Genomic DNA, 19,025 nt, shown 5'->3' on the forward strand with positions numbered 1-19,025 from the left:
GGATAGGGGCAGGGGGTGGGGCGGCCTGTCCAAATCTTCCACAGGCTGACAATTCGCTATGCGTGCGCGAGCCGTTCCTGGATCAGGGAGAGGAGTTCCCTGCCAGCGAAGGGCTTTTCCAGATGAGGGCTTGGCACCGACTCCAGGAAGGCGCGGGCCTGAGGCGTCACCGCGCCGCCGGTGAGGAAGATGACCCGCTGGGCCTGCTCGGGGTGGCGGGCCTGGAGGGCGGAGTAGAAGTCCATTCCGCTCATGCCCGGCATCATCAGGTCACAGAAGACGACGTCGAAGCGCTCGCCGGCCTCGATGCGCTCCAAGGCCTCCTGGGCCCGGGTGGAGAGGGTGACGTCATGGTGTGGACGCAGCGTGCGCCCCAGGGCCGTGCAGACGAGCGGCTCATCGTCCACCACCAGCAGCCGGCCCCGCTTCTCCGCGGGAGCGGGCGGCGGCGCGGGCGGTGGGCGCTCCGCCACCCGCCGCGAGGGGGGCAGGAGCACCTGGAAGGTGGAGCCCTTGCCCGGCTCGCTCGTCACGTGGATTTCCCCACCCAGGGCCGTCACCAGGCTGTGGCAGATGGACAGGCCCAGTCCGGTGCCCACGCCGGGCTCCTTGGTGGTGAAGAAAGGGTCGAACAGGCGCGGCAGGTGTTCCTTGGCGATACCGGCGCCCGTGTCCGACACCTCCACGCAGACGCGGCCGCTCCCCGAATGGCGGGTGACGACGCGGATTTCATGGCGCTCCGGCGCCCCGGAGGGAATGGCCTGGGCGGCGTTCACCAGCAGGTTGAGGAACACCTGTCCCAGCCGTGACTCGTTGCCGACCACGGTGGGGACCGCGTCGAGCTGCTTCACCAGGCGGGCGCGGTGGCGAATCTCCGTGGTGGCCAGGTTCAGCGTGGACTCCAGCACCTGCCGGACGTCCACTTCCGCGCTCTCCGCTGAGTCCACCCGGCTGAACGTCTTCAAGTCCCGGACGATGCTGCGCACCCGGTCGGCACCCTGCTGGGCCTCGGCGAGCGCGGCCTGGGCGCTGGCCACCGCCTCTGCCAGGCGCGGCTCCACGCTCCGGGTGCCGGTGGGCAGCACACTGGCGAGCTCCTCGCGCGCGAAGGCCAGGTTGGCGGTGAGGTAGGCCAGGGGGTTGTTGATTTCGTGCGCCACGCCCGCGGCCAGCGTGCCGACGGAGGCCATGCGCTGCGCGAGCATCAGCCGCGCCTGCATCTGGTAGCGCTCCGTCAAGTCGTGGGAGACGGAGACGATGGAGTCCTCGCCGTCGAAGGGCAGGGGGAAGGTGGTGGACTCCACGTGGAGCACGCTGCCGTCGCGCTTGACGAGCCGCCGCTCCTGGAGGGCCGCGCGGCCGGTGCGGAGGGCTTCGTGCATGCGCGCGTCGGCGCTGGCGAAGTCGTCCTTCGGGATGATGTCGGAGATGTGCTTGCCCAGCAGCTCGTTCACGCTCTCATAGCCCAGGGCGGTGGCGACCTTGAGGTTGGCGTAGCGCACGCGCGCGCCGGTGTCGAAGACGGCCACCAGGTCCGGCAGGCTGCCGATGAGGGTGCGGAAGCTCACCTCCGAGCGGCGCAGGCTCTCCTCCGCGCGCTTGAGCGGGGTGATGTCCGGGAAGAAGGCGATGATGTGGGGCGTGCCGCCGTAGGGCACCAGGCCCATGAAGAGCAGGGTGTGCCGCAGCTCGCCCTCGCGGGTGCGGTACTGCGCGTCCACGCCGCGCACCGTGCCGTGGCGGCGCAGCTTCTCCACGATTTGCGAGCGGTCCACCGGCGTCTCCCACAGCGACAGCTCCACCGTGGTGCGCCCGATGACCTCCTCGCGCGTGTAGCCGAAGAGCTCGAAGTAGGCTTCGTTGGCCGCCACCACGCGGCCTTCGGTGATGGTGGTGATGGACGTGGGCACGGGGCTGACGGCCAGCAGCGTCTCCTTCAGGTCATCTCCGAAGGGCAGGTCCTTGCGGCCCTCGCGCCGGACGAAGCGGCGGCGGGCCAGCTCCAGCCGCAGCGCCAGCTCCTCCTCATCCGCGGGCCACGCGAGCAAGTCATCCGCGCCGGCGTCCAGGGCGGGCCGCAGTGAGCCCAGCGCGCCCCGGCGGCCCAGGAGCAGCAGCACCGATTCCTCCCCACCGGGCAGGCAGCGCAGCGCACGCACCAGCGGGACGCGGGAGGTGTCCGTCCGGGCATCCACCATCACCAGCGCGCACGTGCCGCTGCGCCACGCGGCGGGCACGTCCGCCTCGCGCGTCACGGTGACCACCGTGTGCCCCTGCGCTCGCAGCCAGGACTCGACTGGCGCCAGGTCCGCCCCTCCCCCCTGGGTGACAATCAGGACCCGCATGGGACTCCTCTTGACGACGAACGCTCATCGTTACACGGCGTCTGCTGTTGTAAAAGCAAGGTGCCGTGCCGGTGTGACGTGGAGGTGACGAAGCGCCCGGGCTGCTACACTGGCTTCAGGACCGGGGTGGACCGGTGGAGACAGGGGGAACTCATGGAACGGCGGGGCTTGGACGACAAGACGGCCATCGAGCCGCGGAAGCCACCCCCGTTGCCGGTGCAGGTGCCTCGGCGGAACTTCGAAGGGCTCTTCGTCCATGCGCTGAAGCCCACGGGGTCCTTCGCCCAGTCCTTGAGAGACATTGGCTACGACATGGAGGCGTCGCAGGAGTACTACCCGCTGGCGGTGTGGCGGGCGGCGCTGGGGGTGGCCCGCCGCCATGTCTGCGTGGGGCTGCCGCCCGAGGCCGCCAACCGCGCCCTGGGGCACCGCTACGTGGAGGGGTTCGCCCAGACGCTGGTGGGCCGCATCTTCGCCACCGCCGCGCCCCTGCTGGGGACGGAGCGGTGTCTGACGCGACTGCCCACGTATCTGCGGGCGGGGCGTGAGGACATGAAGATGCTGCTGGAGCCGGTGCAGACGGGGGAGTGGCGCATCCGCGTCGTGGACCCGGACCCGCTGCCGGACTTCGTCGCCGGCGTGGTGGAGGGCGTCCTGCTGCGCACCAAGGTGTTGCCCCAGGTGGAGGTGCTGGAGCGGCAGGCGACAGGGTACGCCCTGCGGGTGCGCTGGACGGACGCCTGAGCGGGCCTGCTGGCCCCGGGCGTCCGCTTCACCGCCAGCCAGGGAGGCGAGTCCCCGCGGGTGCTCCCTCAGTTGTGATTGGCGGCGAAGTGTCCAGTCGTTAAACCTGCCACCCGTATGCACAAGACTCACCTCGTTGGCGCGCGGACGCACAACCTGAAGGACCTGTCGGTCGACCTCTCGGAAGGGGAGTTCGTCTGCGTCACCGGCGTCTCTGGCGCCGGCAAGTCGAGCCTGGCGCTCGACACCCTGTATGCGGAGGGGCAGCGGCGCTTCGTGGAGAGCTTCAGCCCGTATGCCCGGCAGTTCCTCGAGCGGCTGGAGCGGCCGCCCATGGACGCGCTGGAGCCCGTGGCCGCGGGCGTGGCCGTGGACCGGCGCGCGCCCGTGAAGAGCTCGCGCTCCACGGTGGCCACGCTGGCGGACGTGGAGCCGTACCTGTCCGCGCTCTTCACCCGTGAAGCCGTGCCCATCTGTGGCACCTGCGGCGTGGAGGCGGTGCGGACGGACGCGCGGGTGGCGGCGGCCGCGGCCATCCGCGAGCACGCGGACGCGCAGGCCATCCTCACCTTCCCGCTGCGCATCCCCGACACGGCGGCCTTCCTGGACGCGCGGGCCCGGCTGCTGAAGGACGGCTACCACCGGCTGATGGTGCAGGGCGAGGTGAAGGCGCTGGAGTCGCTCCGTCCCGCCGAGGCGACCGACCCGGCCGGAGTCGCGCGCGTGGTGGTGGATCGCGTGAAGCTGACGAGCGCGCAGTTGTCGCGCGTGACGCAGGCCCTGGAGGACGCGTGGAGCCGCGCGGACGGCGAGGCGCACCTCTTCGTCCCCGGCCAGGGCGTGCCCCAGCGGCTGCGGCGTGGGCTGGTGTGTCCGAAGTGCGCGCGGGAGTTCGAGGCCGCGCGGCCCGGCCTCTTCAGCTACCAGTCGCCGGTGGGCGCGTGCGCCGCGTGCCGGGGTTTTGGCCGCACCATTGGCATCGACTGGGGCAAGGTGATCCCCAACCCCGAGCTGAGCCTGTCCCAGGGGGCCATCCGTCCCTGGTCCGGCCAGTCCACCACGTGGGAGCGCGGCATGCTCCAGCGCTGGTGCAAGGCGCGGGGGATTGCGTGGGACAAGCCCTGGGGCCTGCTGACGCCCGCGCAGCGCGAGTCGGTGCTGGAGGGCGAGGGCGACTACGACGAGGGCCGCGCCTATCCGGGCGTGCGCGCGTGGTTCCGGTGGATGGAGGGCCGCACGTACAAGATGCACGTGCGCGTGCTGCTGGCGCGCTATCGCGCCTATACGCTGTGCGAGAGCTGTGGCGGCGGGCGCCTCAACGCCCAGGCGCGTGCGTACCGCGTGGGCGGGTTGGACCTGCCGTCGTGGCACCACCTGGAGCTGACGGACGCGCTGGCGAGGCTGGACGCGCTGCGCACCACCACGGGGCAGGGCGAGCTGGCGCGGCGCGAGCTGGCCGGCCGCCTGCGCTACCTGCAGCGGGTGGGCCTGGGCTATCTCACGCTGGACCGGCCCGCGCGCACGCTGTCGGGCGGCGAGGCGCAGCGCGTGTCCCTGACGGCCGCGCTGGGCACGTCCCTCACCGGCGCGCTCTTCGTGCTGGACGAGCCCACCGTGGGCCTGCACCCGGGCGACGTGCCGCCGCTGACGGAGGCCATGGCGGAGCTGGCGGAGCGGGGCAACATCGCGCTGGTCATCGAGCATGACCCGCTGGTCATCCGCTCGGCGCACCGCGTGCTGGAGCTGGGGCCCGGGGCGGGGAAGCAGGGCGGGCGGCTCGTGTTCGACGGCACGCCGGAGGCGCTGGCGAAGAAGCGCGATTTGCCCACGGGGCGGCTGCTGGCGGGCGCGGAGGAAGCGCCGCGCACGCCGCGCTCGCGCACCGGCGCGTTGGTGATTCGGGGCGCCCGCGAGCACAACCTGAAGGACCTCACGGTGGAGGTGCCCCTGGGCGTGCTGTGCGCGGTGACGGGGCCCAGCGGCTCGGGGAAGAGCACGCTGATGGACGAGGTGCTGTACCGGCACCTGGCGCGGCGGCTGGGTGTGAAGGACGTGGAGGCGCCCGGCGCGGTGGACGCGGTGGAGGGCATGGAGGCGGTGGAGTCCGTCACCCTGGTGGACCAGTCCCCGCTGGGGCGCACCTCGCGCGGCAACGCGGCCACGTACACCAAGGCGTGGGACCGGCTGCGCGAGCGCTTCGCCTCCGAGCCAGACGCGGAGGTGCGCGGCCTCACGGCGGCGCACTTCTCCTTCAACGTCGACAAGGGCCGCTGCGAGGCCTGCTCGGGCGAGGGCTACGAGACGGTGGAGATGCAGTTCCTCGCCGACGTGGCGCTGCTGTGCGCGGTGTGCCGCGGCCGGCGCTTCAAGGAAGAGGTCCTGGCCGTCCGCCACCAGGGCTTCAGCGTGGCCCAGGTGCTGGAGATGACGGTGGACGAGGTGCTCCAGCACTTCGGCGGCGACGCGGCGCTGAAGCGCACGCTGGGCCCCGTGGCGCGGCTGGGGCTGGGCTACCTGCCGCTGGGGCAGCCGCTGTCCACGCTGTCCGGCGGCGAGGCGCAGCGCTTGAAGCTGGCGCGGGCGCTGGCCAGCGAGGCGCGGGGCACGCTGTTCCTCATCGACGAGCCCAGCGCCGGCCTGCACGCGGAGGACGTGCGCCACGTCATCGCCGCGCTGCATGCGCTGGTGGACCTGGGCGCGAGCGTGCTGGTGGTGGACCACGACGTGGCGGTGATGAAGGCCTCGGACTGGGTCATCGACCTGGGGCCGGTGGGCGGGCGCGACGGTGGCCGGCTGGTGGCCGAAGGGGCGCCGGAGGACGTGGCGCGCGGCGAGGGCGCCACGGCCCAGGCGCTGCGGGGCGAGCGCAAGCCGCTGGGCCGCGTGGTGAAGCCGCGCAAGCCGGGCAAGGGCGAGGTGCCCGCCATCGAGGTGGAGCACGCGCGCGAGCACAACCTCCACGACGTGTCGTGCCGCATCCCGCTGGGGAAGATGACCGTCGTCACCGGGCCGAGCGGCTCGGGCAAGAGCTCGCTCGTCTTCGACGTGGTGTTCGCGGAGGGCCAGCGCCGCTTCCTGGAGACGCTGAGCCCGTACGCGCGGCAGTTCCTGCCCTCCATGCCGCGGCCGGACGTGGAGCGCATCAGCTCGCTGCCGCCGTCGGTGGCGCTGGAGCAGCGCACCTCGCGCGCGGGAGCCACGAGCACCGTGGCCACCGTGACTGAGGTGGCCCACTACCTGCGCCTGCTGTTCGCCAAGCTGGGCGAGCCGCACTGCCCGAATGACGACTCGCCCATCACCTCCACGTCGCCGGACGCGCTCTTCGCGCAGCTCACGGCGATGAAGGGCGAAGGCACGCTGCTGGCGCCGGCGGTGCGCTCGCGCAAGGGCACCTACCTGGACGTCTTCGCGGCGGCGGCGCGCGCGGGAATCTCGCGGGCCATCGTCGACGGGAAGCGCGCGCCCACGGATGACCCGCCGCGCCTGGCGAAGACGCGTGAGCACGACATCGACCTCGTCATGTACGAGGGCCGGCTGTCGAAGCTGGAGCGTGACGTCTTCGAGAAGGCGCTGGGCTGGGGCCAGGGCGCGGTGAAGGTGGACGCCGGCAAGGGCGAGACGCTGCTGTCCACCGAGCGCACCTGCCCCAGGTGCGCCGCCGCCGTGCCGGAGCTGGACCCGCGCTGGTTCTCCTTCAACACGAAGCAGGGCCGCTGCGAGTCGTGCGAGGGCACAGGAATCCAGGGCGGCGCCGAGGCGATGGCCGAGGGCGAGGTCGCGCCGTGTCGCGCGTGCGGTGGCAGCCGGCTGGCCCCCGTCCCCCGGGGCGTGCGGCTGGAGGGCGCGCGCTACCACGAGGTGGTGCAGGCGTCCGTGGCGTCCACGCTGACGCGGGTGCGCGGCTGGAAGTTCAAGGGAGACCGGGCGCTCCTGGGCGAGCCGTCCCGTCAGGAGCTGCTGCGCCGCATGGAGTTCCTGGAGCGCGTGGGCCTGGGCTACCTGTCCCTGGACCGCAACGCCGCCACGCTGTCGGGCGGGGAGATGCAGCGGCTGCGTCTGTCGGCGCAGCTGGGCGCGGGCCTCACCGGCGCCATGTACGTGCTGGACGAGCCCACCATCGGCCTGCACCCGCGTGACACACACCGGCTGCTGGACAACCTGCGCGCCCTGGTGGCCACGGGCTCCACGGTGCTGGTGGTGGAGCATGACTCGGACACCATCCGCGCGGCGGACCACCTGCTGGATTTGGGGCCCACCGGCGGCCGGGGCGGCGGGCACATCCTGGCGGAGGGGCCGCCGGACGTGGTGCTGGAGAGTGACTCGCCCACCGCGCGCGCGTTGAAGGAGGCGCAGGTGCGGCCTCCCTCGGGCCGGGGCGAGGCGAAGCAGTGGATTGAGCTCAAGGGCGCGCGGGCCAACAACTTGAAGCGAGTGGACCTGCGGCTGCCGGTGGGACGGCTCAACGTGGTGTCTGGCGTGTCGGGCTCCGGGAAGAGCACGCTGATTCGCCAGGTGCTGTACCCGGCGCTGCGCGAGAAGCTGGACCGCGTCACGGCGAAGCCCGGCCCCTTCGCCTCGCTGCACGGGGCGGAGGCGGTGAAGCGCGTGCTGTCGGTGGACCAGTCGCCCATCGGCCGCACGCCGCGCTCGGTGCCGGCGACGTTCCTGGGCATCTGGGACGAGCTGCGCCGCGTGTTCGCGGCCACGCCCGAGGCGAAAATCAAGGGCTTCTCGCCCACGCGCTTCTCCTTCAACTCGGCCAGCGGCGGCCGGTGCACCGCGTGCGATGGGCAGGGCGCCATCTCCCATGAGATGTCCTTCCTCCCGGACGTGGTGACGCCGTGCGAGGCCTGCAACGGCGCGCGCTTCGACGCGGCCACGCTGGAGGTGCGCTACCACGGGCTCACCATCGGCGACGTGCTGCGCCTGTCCGCCGACGAGGCCAAGGACGTCTTCAAGGCGCTGCCCCGCGTGGCCGCGCCGCTGGAGTGCCTGGCCGACCTGGGGGTGGGCTACCTCCAACTCGGCCAGGGCTCCAACACCCTGTCTGGCGGCGAGGCCCAGCGCTTGAAGCTGGCGGCCGAGCTGACGGCCTCCGCCCGGCACGAGCCCACGCTGTACGTGCTGGACGAGCCCACCACCGGCCTGCACCTGGGCGACGTGGAGAAGCTCATCACCTTCATGGGCCGGCTGGTGGACCGCGGCGACACGTTGGTGGTCATCGAGCATCACCCGTCCGTGATTGGCGCGGCGGACCATGTGGTGGAGCTGGGGCCCGACGGTGGTGAAGCGGGGGGCCACCTCGTCGCGGAGGGCACGCCTCGCGAGGTGGCGAAGCAGAAGACGCCCACCGGCCGGGTGCTCAAGTCGCTCTTTTCGGGCGAGGACACTCGCTCGCGTGCCGCGGCGCGGCGTGCGTGAAACGAGGGGGCGACTGGGGCATCCTGGGGAGCGGCATGAAAACCCTCCCCTTGTTGACCCTGGCCTCGGCGCTGGTCCTCTCCCCGGCGCTGGCCGCGGCGCCGAAGCCTGTCCCCGCGAAGTCCGAACCCACGAGCGAGAAGAAGCCCATGTCCTTCCATGACCTCTCCGCGAACCGGCTTGATGGCAAGCCGGAGAAGCTGTCCGGCTACCAGGGCAAGGTCGTCCTCGTGGTGAACACCGCGTCGGAGTGTGGCTACACGCCGCAGTACGCCGGCCTGGAGAAGCTCCACCAGGAATACAAGGACAAGGGCCTGGTGGTGGTGGGCTTCCCGTCCAATGACTTCGGCGGCCAGGAGCCGGGCTCGTCGGAGGACATCAAGAAGTTCTGCGAGCTGCGCTTCAAGGTCACCTTCCCCATGTTCGAGAAGGTGAAGACGAAGGGGGACGGCCAGGCGCCCGTCTACGCGTTCCTGTCGCGGCACCACCCCGCGCCCAAGTGGAACTTCCACAAGTACGTGGTGGGCAAGGACGGTCAGGTGAAGGCCGGATTCCCCAGCGCGGTGACGCCGGACAGCGCCGAGCTGAAGGCGGCCATCGACAGCGCGCTCGCGCAGCCGTAGTCCCTGAGAGGGCGCGTGGGGGCTGGCCCTCTGGTCCCCGCCCTGGTGGCATGCGGCCCTGGCTGGCGCCCTGGCATGGGCGCCGGTGGGGGCTCACCCTGAATGCCGACTCGGCTTGAAGGGAGGCCCCATGGACACCCGGGACACGGCGTGGCCGCCGCTGCCGCTGGAGGCGTGGCAGGACACCTACGCCACGCTGCACCGGTACACGCAGGTCGTCGGAAAGGTGAAGCTGGCGCTGACGCCGCCGCAGAACCACTGGTGGAACGTCGCGTTCCGCGTGACGGCGCGGGGCATGACGACGGGGCTCATCCCCTTCGGAGCTGGCGCCTTCGAGGTGGACTTCGACTTCCGCTCGCACGAGTTGCACGTGCACGCCAACCGTGGGACCTCCCGGGTGATGGCGCTGGAGCCCCGGCCTGTCGCGGAGTTCTACCGGGACTTCATGGCGACGCTGCGCTCCATGGGCATCGAGGCGCGTATCTGGGAGCAGCCCGTCGAGATTCCCGACGACACCACGCCCTTCGGTGAGGACTGGCACCACGCCAGCTATGACGGTGAAGCCGTGGAGCGCTGGTGGCGGGCGCTGCTGCAGGCCACGCTCGTCTTCGAGGACTTCCGCGCGCGCTTCACCGGCAAGTGCAGCCCGGTGCACTTCTTCTGGGGAAGCTTCGACCTGGCGGTGACGCGCTTCTCCGGCCGTCCCGCGCCGGACCGTCCCGGGGCGGACCCCATCACCCAGGAGGCGTACTGCGAGGAGGTCAGCAGCGCGGGCTTCTGGCCCGGCATGCAGGCCACGGGCGGCGCGGCCTTCTACAGCTATGCGGCCCCAGCGCCGGAGGGCTTCGCGCGCGCCCGCGTGCGCCCGGCCAAGGCCCGGTACGACGCCAACATCAAGGAGTACCTGCTGTCCTACGACGACGTGCGGCGCGCGGAGGACCCGAAGGCGTACCTGCTCGACTTCCTCCAGAGCACCTATGAGGCCTGCGCGGACCTGGGCGGCTGGGAGCGGGAGCGCCTGGAGCGGCCGCTCATCGTCCCCGAGTCCCAGCGCGTGTCCCGCGCAGTGGAGGAGGGCACGGTCGCCGAGCAGCCAGCCCCTTGACGCCTGGCCTCGCGGAGCGCGTCACCGCGAGGTCGGTGCGCGTGCAGGGCCTCTACTTCGCCTTGGGCGGGAAGCGCTCCAGCACGTCCTTCACGGACTCCTCCAGCCGCTGCTGCTGCTGCGCCGTGCTGGCGTTCTCGTCCAGCTCCGCCTGGGCCGTGCCGCGCCAGACGAGCTGCCTGGACCGCGGGTCGACGATGTCGAGGATGAGCGAGCCCTCCTCGTACTCCCGCAGCTCCGTCTGCGGCATGGTGACGGCGCCGCCCGCGAAGAAGGGGTCCGTGAAGGGGCCGCCCCAGGGGTAGCCGTAGTAGGCGTCCACCGTCTCCGCCTTCAGCGCGTTGTGGATGGCGCCGTGCCAGCCGATGAGGAAGTCCGGGTTGGCGGTGGACTCCACCTTCTGGTAGCCGCGCGCCTGCAGGTAGCGGTCCACCGTCTGCTCGACGCGCGCGCCGACGATGGGGTTGTAGACGCGGGCGTCCTTGCCCGTGGGCTGCGGGAGCCAGGCATAGGTGCGGAACCCTTCCAGCGCCTGCGTGGCGGAGGGGTCATAGTGGGTGTTCACGTCGATGCTGGAGCACGCGGCGAAAGCCAGCGCCAGCAGCGATGGGGCGATTCGGGTGAGCAGCCGCAAGGAAGCCTCCTCGGTGGCGGCGCGGTGCGCGCCGCTGCCTCCCTGACGGTAGCCACGGCACGGCAGGGTCCGCCGGGCGGGGTGCCCGGTCCTCCCCGGCCGCGGTGCTAATCCTTCCCGGGCGCTCGCTTCATCTTCTGGCGGCCCTCACCGCGCGCCAGGGTGAGCGCGAGCTGGGCGCGCTTCTCCAGAGGCAGCGTCTTCGCCAGCGTCAGGTACAGCTCCTTGTCGAGCGACGCGATGCGCTCGCGTGCCTCGAAGGCCCCCAGCGCCGCCGCGTCCACCTGCGCCAGGGCCTCACTGTCGCCTCGCGATGCCCGGTGGAGGAGGCGCGCTGCTTCACGCACCTGCTTGCGCAGCGGACGCCGGCGCTCGTCGAAGCGCTGCAGCGTCTCTTCCAGCTTCAGCGCCTGCGCGTTGTCCAGCCCCAAGACCTCCGACAGCTCCAGCACCTGCCGCAGCCGATGCCGCTGCTCCGCGCGCTCCAGCCGCTCCTCGAAGCGGGCCTCCCGCCCGGTGGGCGCGGCCACCGCCACCCAGGGCAGCAGGGCCAGCATCATCACCGCCATCCGCGTCCGCACCGTCGTCCTCACAGCGTCTCTCCCACGTCGAAGTCGATGTCATCGTCCCAGCCGTCGGAGTCCTCGAGCAGGACCGCGTCCAGCGGCTCCAGCCCCGCCCACGCCTCGATGGCGGCCATCGTCTCCGCGTCCAGCTCCTCGACGTGGGCGGCGGGCGCCGCCGTCGCCGTCACGGGCGTCTCCAGTCCCAGGCCTGGCAGCCGCCATGCGCCGGGCACCAGCAGCACCACCGTCACCGCCGCGGCGGTGGCCACCAGCGCGCCCATCGTCTTCAAGCCCAGGCCCTGGCGCCGGGCGCCGCGCCGCCACTCCGACAGCGTGCGCCGGGGCAGCTCCTGGAGCTCTGTCTTCTCCTGGGGCGACAGCGCGGGCAGCGCCACCAGCGAGAGCAGCTCCCTGGAGGACGCGAGCGCCTGCCGGCACCCCTCGCAGCCCTCCAGGTGCTGAATGAGTCCGAGCGCCTCGTCGTCCTCCAACGCCCCCGCGGCGTGCAGGTCCAGCCGCTGCTCCTGGTCAGGACACGCAGTCATCAGTGCTTCTCCTCGGGCGCGCCCACCCGCGCCTTGAGGCGCTTCATCGCATGGTGGAACTGCACCTTCGCATTGTTCTCCGTGATGCCGAGCGTCTCGGCGATGTCCTTGAACGCCAGCCCGCCGTCCACGCGCAGCGTCAGCACCTCGCGCTGGCGGCGGGGCAGGGCGAGCACCTCGGCGCGCACCTGCCGCTCGCGCTCGGCCCGCTCCAGCCGCTCTTGCGCGGACTCCGACGAATCCTCCACCACGTCGTCCGGCCCGGAGGCCACCAGCATCGGGCGCCACCGCTGGCCCTGACGGACGTGGTTCTTCGCCAGGTTGAGCGCGATGCGCACCAGCCAGGCCCGGAAGGGCGCCGGCCCCGACGGCGTGAAGCGCGCGAAGACGCGGCGCGAGGCCTCCAGCGCGCGCAGGAAGGCGCTCTGCACCAAGTCCGCCGCGTCCTCCGGGCGCGTCACGTAGCGGCGCACCAGCGAGAAGACGAGCGAGCGGTGCCGCGTCACCAGCACCTCGAAGGCCGCCGGCTCACCCTCCAGGAAGGCGCGGCAGAGCGCCTCGTCCGGCGCGCGCTCCAGACCCGCCCGGGCCATGCGCGCGGGGAGGGACACCACCCGGCCGCCTGTCTCCCTGATGCTCACGTGGCTCCAACCCCGGACGGAGATAAAGGTTAATTTCGGCCGATTTTCGACAATGATTTCCGGTTGTCCTTGGATTTCAAGTTATCAATCCAGGAAACATGCCTTCCAGGGTTGATGGTGGGTAGGGCACGCGGGGACAATGGGTGGGCGGTTGTTACCTGGGACGGGGGCATGTTGACCCAAGGAACTGGCTCACGCATCAAGGGCGGCGTGCTCATTTCGCGGCTCAACATGCTGCGCCAGCACGGTGGGCAGGTCGGGGTGGACGCGGTGCTGCGGCGGTTGCCCGCGGAGGACCAGGCGCTGCTGCGGAAGATGCTGCTCCCCGTCGGCTGGTACCCCCTGGAGCTGAACCTGCGGTTGGACGCGGCCATCGCGGGGGTGATGTCGCCCGAGGACAAGGACCGGGCCTTCCTGGAGATGGGGCGCGCTTCCGCCCACGAGGCGCTGCACGGCCCGCAGCACGTCTTCGTCAAGGCAGGCGAACCGCACTTCCTGCTGAGCCAGGCGCCGAAAATCTACCGCTTCTATTACGCGGTGGGCTCGCGCACCTATGAGCAGACAGGCCCATGTGCGGCGGTGCTGCGGACCTTCGGCGCGGAGAACGTCACCGAGCCGGACTGTCTGACCATCATCGGCTGGCACGAGCGCGCCATCGAGCTGTGTGGCGGCCGCGCCGTGCGCGTCACCCACCCCATGTGCCGCGCCCGGGGCGCACCGCACTGCGAGTACCACTGCGCGTGGGAGTGAGCACCCTCCGACATGCGTTCAGGCTAAGGTCCGCGCCCGTGCAGGCTCCCACGGACGAGCTGTCTTCGCGGCGTTTTCAACAACGATTGGCCCAGGCGATGGGCGTGACGCGGGTGGCGCGCGTCACGGGGTTGGACCGGACCGGCGTGGAGGTGGCGTGCGCGGTGCGGCCGGGAGGCCACGTCCTCCAGGTGTGCAACGGCAAGGGCCTCTCCTACGACGACGCGGCCTGGGGCGCGCTGCTGGAGACGGCGGAGCTGTGGGCGGCGGAGACGGTGGTGCCGGACGCCTTCGTGTGGGGCGCGTGCGCGGAGCTGGAGGGCCACCTGGGCGAGCTGTGGGGCGCGGATGAACTGGGCTCGGCGGGGGCGCTGGTGGCGCCGCGCTTGTGGAGCCCGCACGTGCGCTGTGCCTGGCTCGAGGCGTGGAACCTGTACTCCGGTGAGCCGGTGTGGGTGCCCGCGCAGGGCGTGCACGTGCCTCCCGCCGGGAGCGCCGGGGTGGGGCCGGTGGCGGTGGCGTGGACGAGCAACGGCTCCGGCGCGCACCCGGACGCGCGGCGGGCCCTGCTGCACGCGCTGCTGGAGGCGACGGAGCGGGACCAGCTCGCGCGGATGATGCCCGAAGGGTGGACGGAAGAGGTCGTCCAGCGCCGGCTGCTGCGAACGCCCGAGCTGCGCGAGCTCGCGCCCGCCGTGGAGGCCCTGGCTGGCCCGCTGCGCGAGCGGGGCTTTGGCGTGTACCTCTTCGACGCCACGCCCGCCGCGCGCACGCGGGGCGCGGTGGGGCTGCCGGTGGGTGCGGCGGTGCTGGTGGACCTGGAGGAGGGCCCGGTGCCCCTCACCGCGGGTTATGCGTGCGCGTTGACGCGCGAGGCGGCCTTGCTGAAGGCCCTGCTGGAGGCGGCGCAGTCGCGACTGACGGACATCCACGGCGCTCGCGAGGACGTGGCCGCCGCGGACCGGGAGGCGGCGCGGGGCTTCGCGGAGGCCTGTGCCCAGGCCCGCCCCCGGCGGCGCGCCGCGGACATGCCCGACCTGGGGGCGAAGGCGAAGGGCGCCGCGGCGGGGCAGGTGCGCCAGGTGCTGGCGTTGCTCCGGCGCGCGGGCTTCAAGCGAGCGGCGGCGGTGGCGTTGTCGTCCCCGGTGGAGGGCCTTCACGTCCAGAAGGTCGTGGTGCCGGGCATGCGCATCTCGGAGCTCCTATGAAGCGGCGCGCGGACCAGCTCGTGGTCTTCCTGGGGCCCTCTCTCCCGGAGGCCGAAGCGAAGCGGCTGGCGCCCTGCACGGTGCTGCCGCCCGCGAGGCAGGGGGACGTGTGGCGCGCGCTGCGGCTGCGGCCCCGGGCCATCGCCCTGGTGGATGGCGTCTTCGAGGCCCAGCCCTCGGTGTGGCACCACGAGCTGCTGGCGGCGCTGGAGGCGGGCGTGGCCGTCTTCGGGGGCGGCAGCATGGGGGCCCTGCGCGCGGCGGAGCTGGCCCTGCACGGCGTGGTGGGCGTGGGGCGCATCTTCGAGTGGTACCGCGATGGCGTGGTGGTGGATGACTCGGAGGTGGCGCTGCTGCACGCGGACGGTGAGCACGGCTGGCGTTCGCTCACGGTGCCCCTGGTCAACGTCCGGCACGCGGCGGAGTGCGCGGCCCAGGCGCGGGTGCTGACGCGCGAGGCGGCCCGGGCGCTCGTCGACGCGGGCCAGTCCGTCTTCTACCAGGAGCGGACCTGGGCGCGGGTGCTGGAGGCCGTGGCGCCTCGCTGGTCCGCGTCCACCCGGGCCGCGTGGGACGCGTGGTCTCCGCGCGGCGCGGAGGACCTGAAGCGGCGGGACGCGCTCGCGTGCCTCCGGACGGCGGCGGAGTGGGTGGCCTCGGGTGCGCCCGCGCCGCACGGCGCTCCGCGTGAGCCGTCGTCCCTGGTCCGGCGTCGGCGGCTGGTGGATGACGTGACGGCGACGCAGGCGGGCGCCGTGTCCTCGGGGCAGGTGCTGGACGTCCTGCGTGAGTCCCCGGACGCGGCGGCGCTGGCCGAGGCGGGACTGCGGCGGGCGCTGCTCGCGGGCTGGGGACGCACCCTGGGACTGGGCGTCTCCCCCTCCGAGGTGGCCGAGGAGGAGGCCCGCTGGTGGCAGACCCAGCGCGTGACCGCCTCGCGTCGTGAGGCCCACCTCGCCCGCCTGGGATTGGACGCGGTGGGGCTGCGGCGGCTGTGTGAGGAGCTCGCGCTGGAGCGGCTCGTCCTGACGCACTCCGCGCGCCTGCTGCCGGACGGCCCCTCCTGGGACGAGGCGCTGGCCTCCGAGGCGCGCCTGCGCGGGGCCTGGGCGGACGCCGCCGAGGCGGTGGACCCAACGGAGGGCGTTGGGTCTTCCTGAGCAGTGGACTTACCTCGCGGGTAAGTGAAAACGTGACATCCCCGGGGGAAACGATAAGGTCAACCCTGGAGGTTGCCCTTGTCCAGCCCCGCTCCCTGGGTGGTTACCGAGTCTTCCGCGCGAATGGCGCCGCCACGGGGCGTGCGTCCCGCGCGTGACGTGGCGGGTGGGGCGGGCGGAGGGCAGCGACCGTGGCCGTGAGGTCGCCTCCCTTCCATCCGGATCAGCTCGTCCCGGGCAGCGAGGTCGGCCCCTGGCGCGTCGTCGCGTCGCTGGGCTCGGGGGGCTTTGGCCGGGTCTTCCAGGTGGAGCGGGCGGGCCGCCACTACTCGCTGAAGATGGCGCTGCGTCCGGCGGGCCTCCACGCGGCGGAGGAAGAGGACATCAACGGCCGGCTGGCGCATGAGGTCGCGGCGCTGCTGTCCTGCGCGCCCCATCCGAACCTCCCGGCGTTGCACGCCGTGGACCGCTGGCCCGAGCCCCCCGACGGCTACCTGTACTTCGTCACCGACTACATCGATGGCGAGACGTTCCACGAGTGGCGCTGGCGGGTGAAGCCCACGGCGGCGCACCTGCTGTCCGTCTTCACGGAAGTGGTCCGCGTGATGGCGGACCTGCACCGCCGGGGCGTGCACCACCGGGACATGAAGGGCGACAACGTCCTCATCCGCCGCGAGGACGAGCGCCCCTTCCTCATCGACCTGGGCACGGTGCGGCTGCCCGCGGCCACGACGTTGACGGTGGGCGTGGCGCCCGCCTCGCCCCACCTGCTGCCGCCCGAGTGCGTCGCCTTCCTGCGCGAAGGCTCCTGGCAGCAGGGCGCCAGCTTCGACGCGGGCGTGCCGGGGGACCTCTACGCGCTGGGCGCGCTGCTGTACGAGGCGCTCACGGACGGCTACGCGTTCGACCCGAAGCTCCCGTATGACCGCCTGCTGCCGGCCATCGAGACGGTGACGCCGCGCGCGCCCCACGTCGTCAACCCGAAGGTGCCGCGCGCCCTGGGTGACATCGCCCTGCGGCTGCTCGCCAAGCGCCCCGAGGACCGCTACGCCAACACGGAGGCCCTGCTCCAGGCCCTCTGGGACGTGGCCAAGGAGAAGCGGCAGCCGGCCTGGAAGGTGTCGCTGGACCGTCCTCCCGAGGGCGCGGACGCAGAGGCCCCGCGGGTGCGCATGGTGCCCGACGCCGCCACGTCCTCGCGGCCCGTCCGGCCCCGGGAGTCGCCCGGTGGCGCGCCGGTGCTGCCCCTCAATCCGGAGCTCCGGGAGGCCCCCGTGACGAGCGCGAGCGCACCCGCCGCGGCGTCCGAGCCTCCGGCGGCGCCCGCGGTGGAGGCGCCCTCCGTGGAGACACCCTCCGTGGAGACACCCGCGCCGCGGGCACCGCGCCCGAGCCGCGGCGGCGCCGCGGGGCTGGTGGGGGCCGCGCTGGTGGCCGTGGGGTTGTTGGCGTTCGGGGTGAGCCGCCTCGCGCTGCCCACCGCGGGAGACCCGGCTCCTGCCCCGTCTCTTCCCATTGAGAAAGGAAGTCCCGCAGTGACGAGTCGTTCTTCGAATCCCCCCGAAATGCCCCTCCTGGAGGCGGTGCCGCCCTCTCAGGACGCGGGCGCGGTCCACGACACGGGCGCGCAGGACGAGGTGTCCGCGCAGGTGGCATCCTCCGACGCGGAGGGCGAAGCGGCCCCCGCGGCGCGGCCCAGGAAGCGCCAGTCGGCCGGAGGCGCCCTGGGCAAGGCCGCCGCCGTGGCCTGCCTCACCGCCGCCTGCGCCAGCGGGCCTCAGGTGCGGGAGGCGTCGCCCAAGCGCGAGTGCCCGCCAGAGGTGGTGGAGGGCATGAGGAAGCGGGGCTTCAAGATGGCCAGGATGATGGGCAACTGGGAGACGCTCTACATCGACCCCAACGAAGGCAGCATCCCCGTGCCGCCAGACGGTTCGCCCATCACCCTCCACGCCATTGACGAGGTCGTCAGTCACTACGAGGGGCGGTTCCCCAAGGGGACCCGGATGTACGGCACGTTGTTCCGGGGCAAGAAGTACGTCTACGGTTGGATCACCGAGGTGGAGACGCCCGACGGTCAGCGGCTGCCGGTCTGCGCCAACATCGTTGACGGGCCCTTTCCGAGGCGAGTCGGGATGCTCTACGAATGGGATAGCACGCCCGAGAAGCCGTTGATGAGTTCGGGCGTCAACCTGATGACGTCAGAGGTTCTCGGTCAATTGGGGACGCCTGAGTAGGCCTCCCGCTGTCATGGTGTGGACGCGCCCTTGCTGGAGGTGGCTCGCTCTTGAATGGTTCGTCCGCATTCATCGTGCTCGTGTCGGGAGTGTTGTGGGCCGCCACGGCGCAGGCCGCGGCACTGGATACGCCAGGCACTGGCACCGCGGTCCGGCGCATCGACGTCCAGGCGGGGATGCTGGTGACGCCCCCGGAGATCCGCATCAGCCCTGGGCTGTCCACCACCTTGTTCTTCGATGCGCGCATCCGCCCCGAGCAGTTGGTCCTGGAGGGCCGTGAGCGGTTCCAGCGCTTCGGAGTGACCGAGGACCACCTGGTGGTGGTCCCCTCGTCCACGTTTCGTGAGGGCGAGCGGCTGCGGTTGGAGGTCCGCTTCCATGACGGCGCGGTGCCCGATCGCGCCGTCGTGGTGCTCGTCGTGGATGCCGCGCGCGCGGAGCGTCAAATCGAACTCTACCGCCACGCGCGCTCGGCGGCGTCCTACCGGCAGGAGGTGGAGGAGCTCCGAGCGGGGATGGCCCGTTTGGAGCGCCAGGTGCAACAGCTCCAGCGGTCGCGAACGGGGGCTGAGTACACGCGGGAGACGCTGATCTCGGAGCTCCGGGACACGGGCATCGTCCACTCCCGGTCCTGGGTCCCCCGGAAGGTGGCGGGGGACGTCGCCCCCGCGCGTGTGGAGTTCGTCCGCCTGTCCCCCCGCTGGGCCGCGCTGAGGCTCAGGCCCGCGAAGGCAGGGGCGTGGAATGGATGGAGCGCGGTGGGGGCGACGCTCACGGACGTCCATGGCAAGCGGCTGAAGACACTCCCGCCCTGGCAAGAGGGCCCGGTGGACCCCGACGGCCGCCAGCCCGTCATCATCATCGTGGACGAACCGAGGAGCGTGGACGGCGGCCGGTTCACGCTCGAGCTCTGGGACGAGGGCCGCAAGCGGACCTTGAAGCTGGAGGGACTCCAAGCCCCGTGAGCGCGCCACTTGAGCCCCGCGCCCCGCCGTGTAGGGTGCCGCTCAGGCCGATGACCTCCCTCCCCCCCCCCGAGTCCCTCCGCT

The 19,025-nt window shown here is 72.3% G+C and carries 14 protein-coding genes; 9 read left to right on the forward strand and 5 right to left on the reverse strand.

Annotation, left to right across the window (positions count from 1 at the left end):
• Positions 1-56 precede the first annotated feature (56 nt).
• Positions 57-2,345 (reverse strand): PAS domain S-box protein, encoded by a 2,289-nt coding sequence (locus HV824_RS28850; RefSeq protein ID WP_176424707.1) that lies wholly within the window; start codon positions 2,343-2,345, stop codon positions 57-59.
• Between the two features lie 153 nt (positions 2,346-2,498).
• Here HV824_RS28850 and HV824_RS28855 point away from each other — a divergent pair, with 153 nt between their 5' ends.
• From HV824_RS28855 to HV824_RS28870, 4 genes are all read left to right on the forward strand, one after another.
• Positions 2,499-3,089, forward strand: a complete 591-nt coding sequence (locus HV824_RS28855; protein ID WP_176418306.1) for a DUF2378 family protein — start codon at positions 2,499-2,501, stop codon at positions 3,087-3,089.
• Positions 3,090-3,206: 117 nt separating this feature from the next.
• On the forward strand, positions 3,207-8,510 hold the full coding sequence (gene uvrA / locus HV824_RS28860; protein WP_176424708.1) for an excinuclease ABC subunit UvrA: 5,304 nt from the start codon (positions 3,207-3,209) through the stop codon (positions 8,508-8,510).
• Positions 8,511-8,545: 35 nt separating this feature from the next.
• Entirely contained in the window at positions 8,546-9,133 is a 588-nt protein-coding gene (locus HV824_RS28865; protein WP_176418308.1) for a glutathione peroxidase, read from the forward strand.
• 130 nt (positions 9,134-9,263) lie between these two features.
• Positions 9,264-10,238, forward strand: a complete 975-nt coding sequence (locus HV824_RS28870) for a DUF5996 family protein (RefSeq protein ID WP_176424709.1) — start codon at positions 9,264-9,266, stop codon at positions 10,236-10,238.
• 52 nt (positions 10,239-10,290) lie between these two features.
• On the opposite strand, the gene HV824_RS28875 is transcribed toward HV824_RS28870, so the two are convergent.
• The 4 genes from HV824_RS28875 to HV824_RS28890 all read right to left on the reverse strand — a co-directional run bounded on the left by HV824_RS28875 (position 10,291) and on the right by HV824_RS28890 (position 12,624).
• Positions 10,291-10,872, reverse strand: a complete 582-nt coding sequence (locus tag HV824_RS28875; RefSeq protein WP_176418310.1) for a DUF4136 domain-containing protein — start codon at positions 10,870-10,872, stop codon at positions 10,291-10,293.
• A gap of 107 nt (positions 10,873-10,979) precedes the next feature.
• Positions 10,980-11,465 (reverse strand): hypothetical protein, encoded by a 486-nt coding sequence (locus HV824_RS28880; protein WP_176424710.1) that lies wholly within the window; start codon positions 11,463-11,465, stop codon positions 10,980-10,982.
• Complete coding sequence (locus HV824_RS28885; protein ID WP_176424711.1) at positions 11,462-11,983, reverse strand: zf-HC2 domain-containing protein; 522 nt, start codon at positions 11,981-11,983, stop codon at positions 11,462-11,464. The genes HV824_RS28880 and HV824_RS28885 overlap by 4 nt, the downstream gene beginning before the upstream one ends.
• Positions 11,983-12,624: an RNA polymerase sigma factor gene (locus HV824_RS28890; RefSeq protein ID WP_176418313.1), complete on the reverse strand. Its 642-nt coding sequence runs from the start codon at positions 12,622-12,624 to the stop codon at positions 11,983-11,985. Before HV824_RS28890 ends, HV824_RS28885 begins: the two co-directional genes overlap by 1 nt.
• A gap of 171 nt (positions 12,625-12,795) precedes the next feature.
• On the opposite strand from HV824_RS28890, the gene HV824_RS28895 reads away from it, so the two are divergent.
• From HV824_RS28895 to HV824_RS28915, 5 genes are all read left to right on the forward strand, one after another.
• Entirely contained in the window at positions 12,796-13,374 is a 579-nt protein-coding gene (locus HV824_RS28895) for a TIGR02265 family protein (RefSeq protein WP_255208421.1), read from the forward strand.
• Between the two features lie 38 nt (positions 13,375-13,412).
• Complete coding sequence (locus tag HV824_RS28900; protein ID WP_176424712.1) at positions 13,413-14,582, forward strand: YcaO-like family protein; 1,170 nt, start codon at positions 13,413-13,415, stop codon at positions 14,580-14,582.
• Positions 14,579-15,742 carry a TfuA-like protein gene (locus HV824_RS28905; protein WP_176424713.1) on the forward strand — a complete coding sequence of 388 codons (1,164 nt, stop codon included), beginning with the start codon at positions 14,579-14,581 and terminating at the stop codon, positions 15,740-15,742. Before HV824_RS28900 ends, HV824_RS28905 begins: the two co-directional genes overlap by 4 nt.
• 191 nt (positions 15,743-15,933) lie before the next feature.
• Complete coding sequence (locus HV824_RS28910) at positions 15,934-17,976, forward strand: serine/threonine protein kinase (RefSeq protein WP_368738121.1); 2,043 nt, start codon at positions 15,934-15,936, stop codon at positions 17,974-17,976.
• A gap of 50 nt (positions 17,977-18,026) precedes the next feature.
• The gene (locus HV824_RS28915; protein WP_176424714.1) at positions 18,027-18,941 is read left to right on the forward strand and encodes a DUF2381 family protein; all 915 of its coding nucleotides are present in this window, start codon (positions 18,027-18,029) and stop codon (positions 18,939-18,941) included.
• Positions 18,942-19,025: the final 84 nt, after the last annotated feature.

The organism is Myxococcus sp. AM009, assembly GCF_013372605.1.
Taxonomy (GTDB): Bacteria; Myxococcota; Myxococcia; order Myxococcales; family Myxococcaceae; genus Myxococcus; species Myxococcus vastator.

What these genes read in the sequence shown, in the direction of transcription:
- HV824_RS28850 (WP_176424707.1), bottom strand. Translation starts at nt 2,345, where the DNA reads ATGCGGGTCCTGATTGTCACCCAGGGGGGAGGGGCGGACCTGGCGCCA.
- HV824_RS28855 (WP_176418306.1), top strand. Translation starts at nt 2,499, where the DNA reads ATGGAACGGCGGGGCTTGGACGACAAGACGGCCATCGAGCCGCGGAAG.
- uvrA (WP_176424708.1), top strand. Translation starts at nt 3,207, where the DNA reads ATGCACAAGACTCACCTCGTTGGCGCGCGGACGCACAACCTGAAGGAC.
- HV824_RS28865 (WP_176418308.1), top strand. Translation starts at nt 8,546, where the DNA reads ATGAAAACCCTCCCCTTGTTGACCCTGGCCTCGGCGCTGGTCCTCTCC.
- HV824_RS28870 (WP_176424709.1), top strand. Translation starts at nt 9,264, where the DNA reads ATGGACACCCGGGACACGGCGTGGCCGCCGCTGCCGCTGGAGGCGTGG.
- HV824_RS28885 (WP_176424711.1), bottom strand. Translation starts at nt 11,983, where the DNA reads ATGACTGCGTGTCCTGACCAGGAGCAGCGGCTGGACCTGCACGCCGCG.
- HV824_RS28895 (WP_255208421.1), top strand. Translation starts at nt 12,796, where the DNA reads ATGTTGACCCAAGGAACTGGCTCACGCATCAAGGGCGGCGTGCTCATT.
- HV824_RS28905 (WP_176424713.1), top strand. Translation starts at nt 14,579, where the DNA reads ATGAAGCGGCGCGCGGACCAGCTCGTGGTCTTCCTGGGGCCCTCTCTC.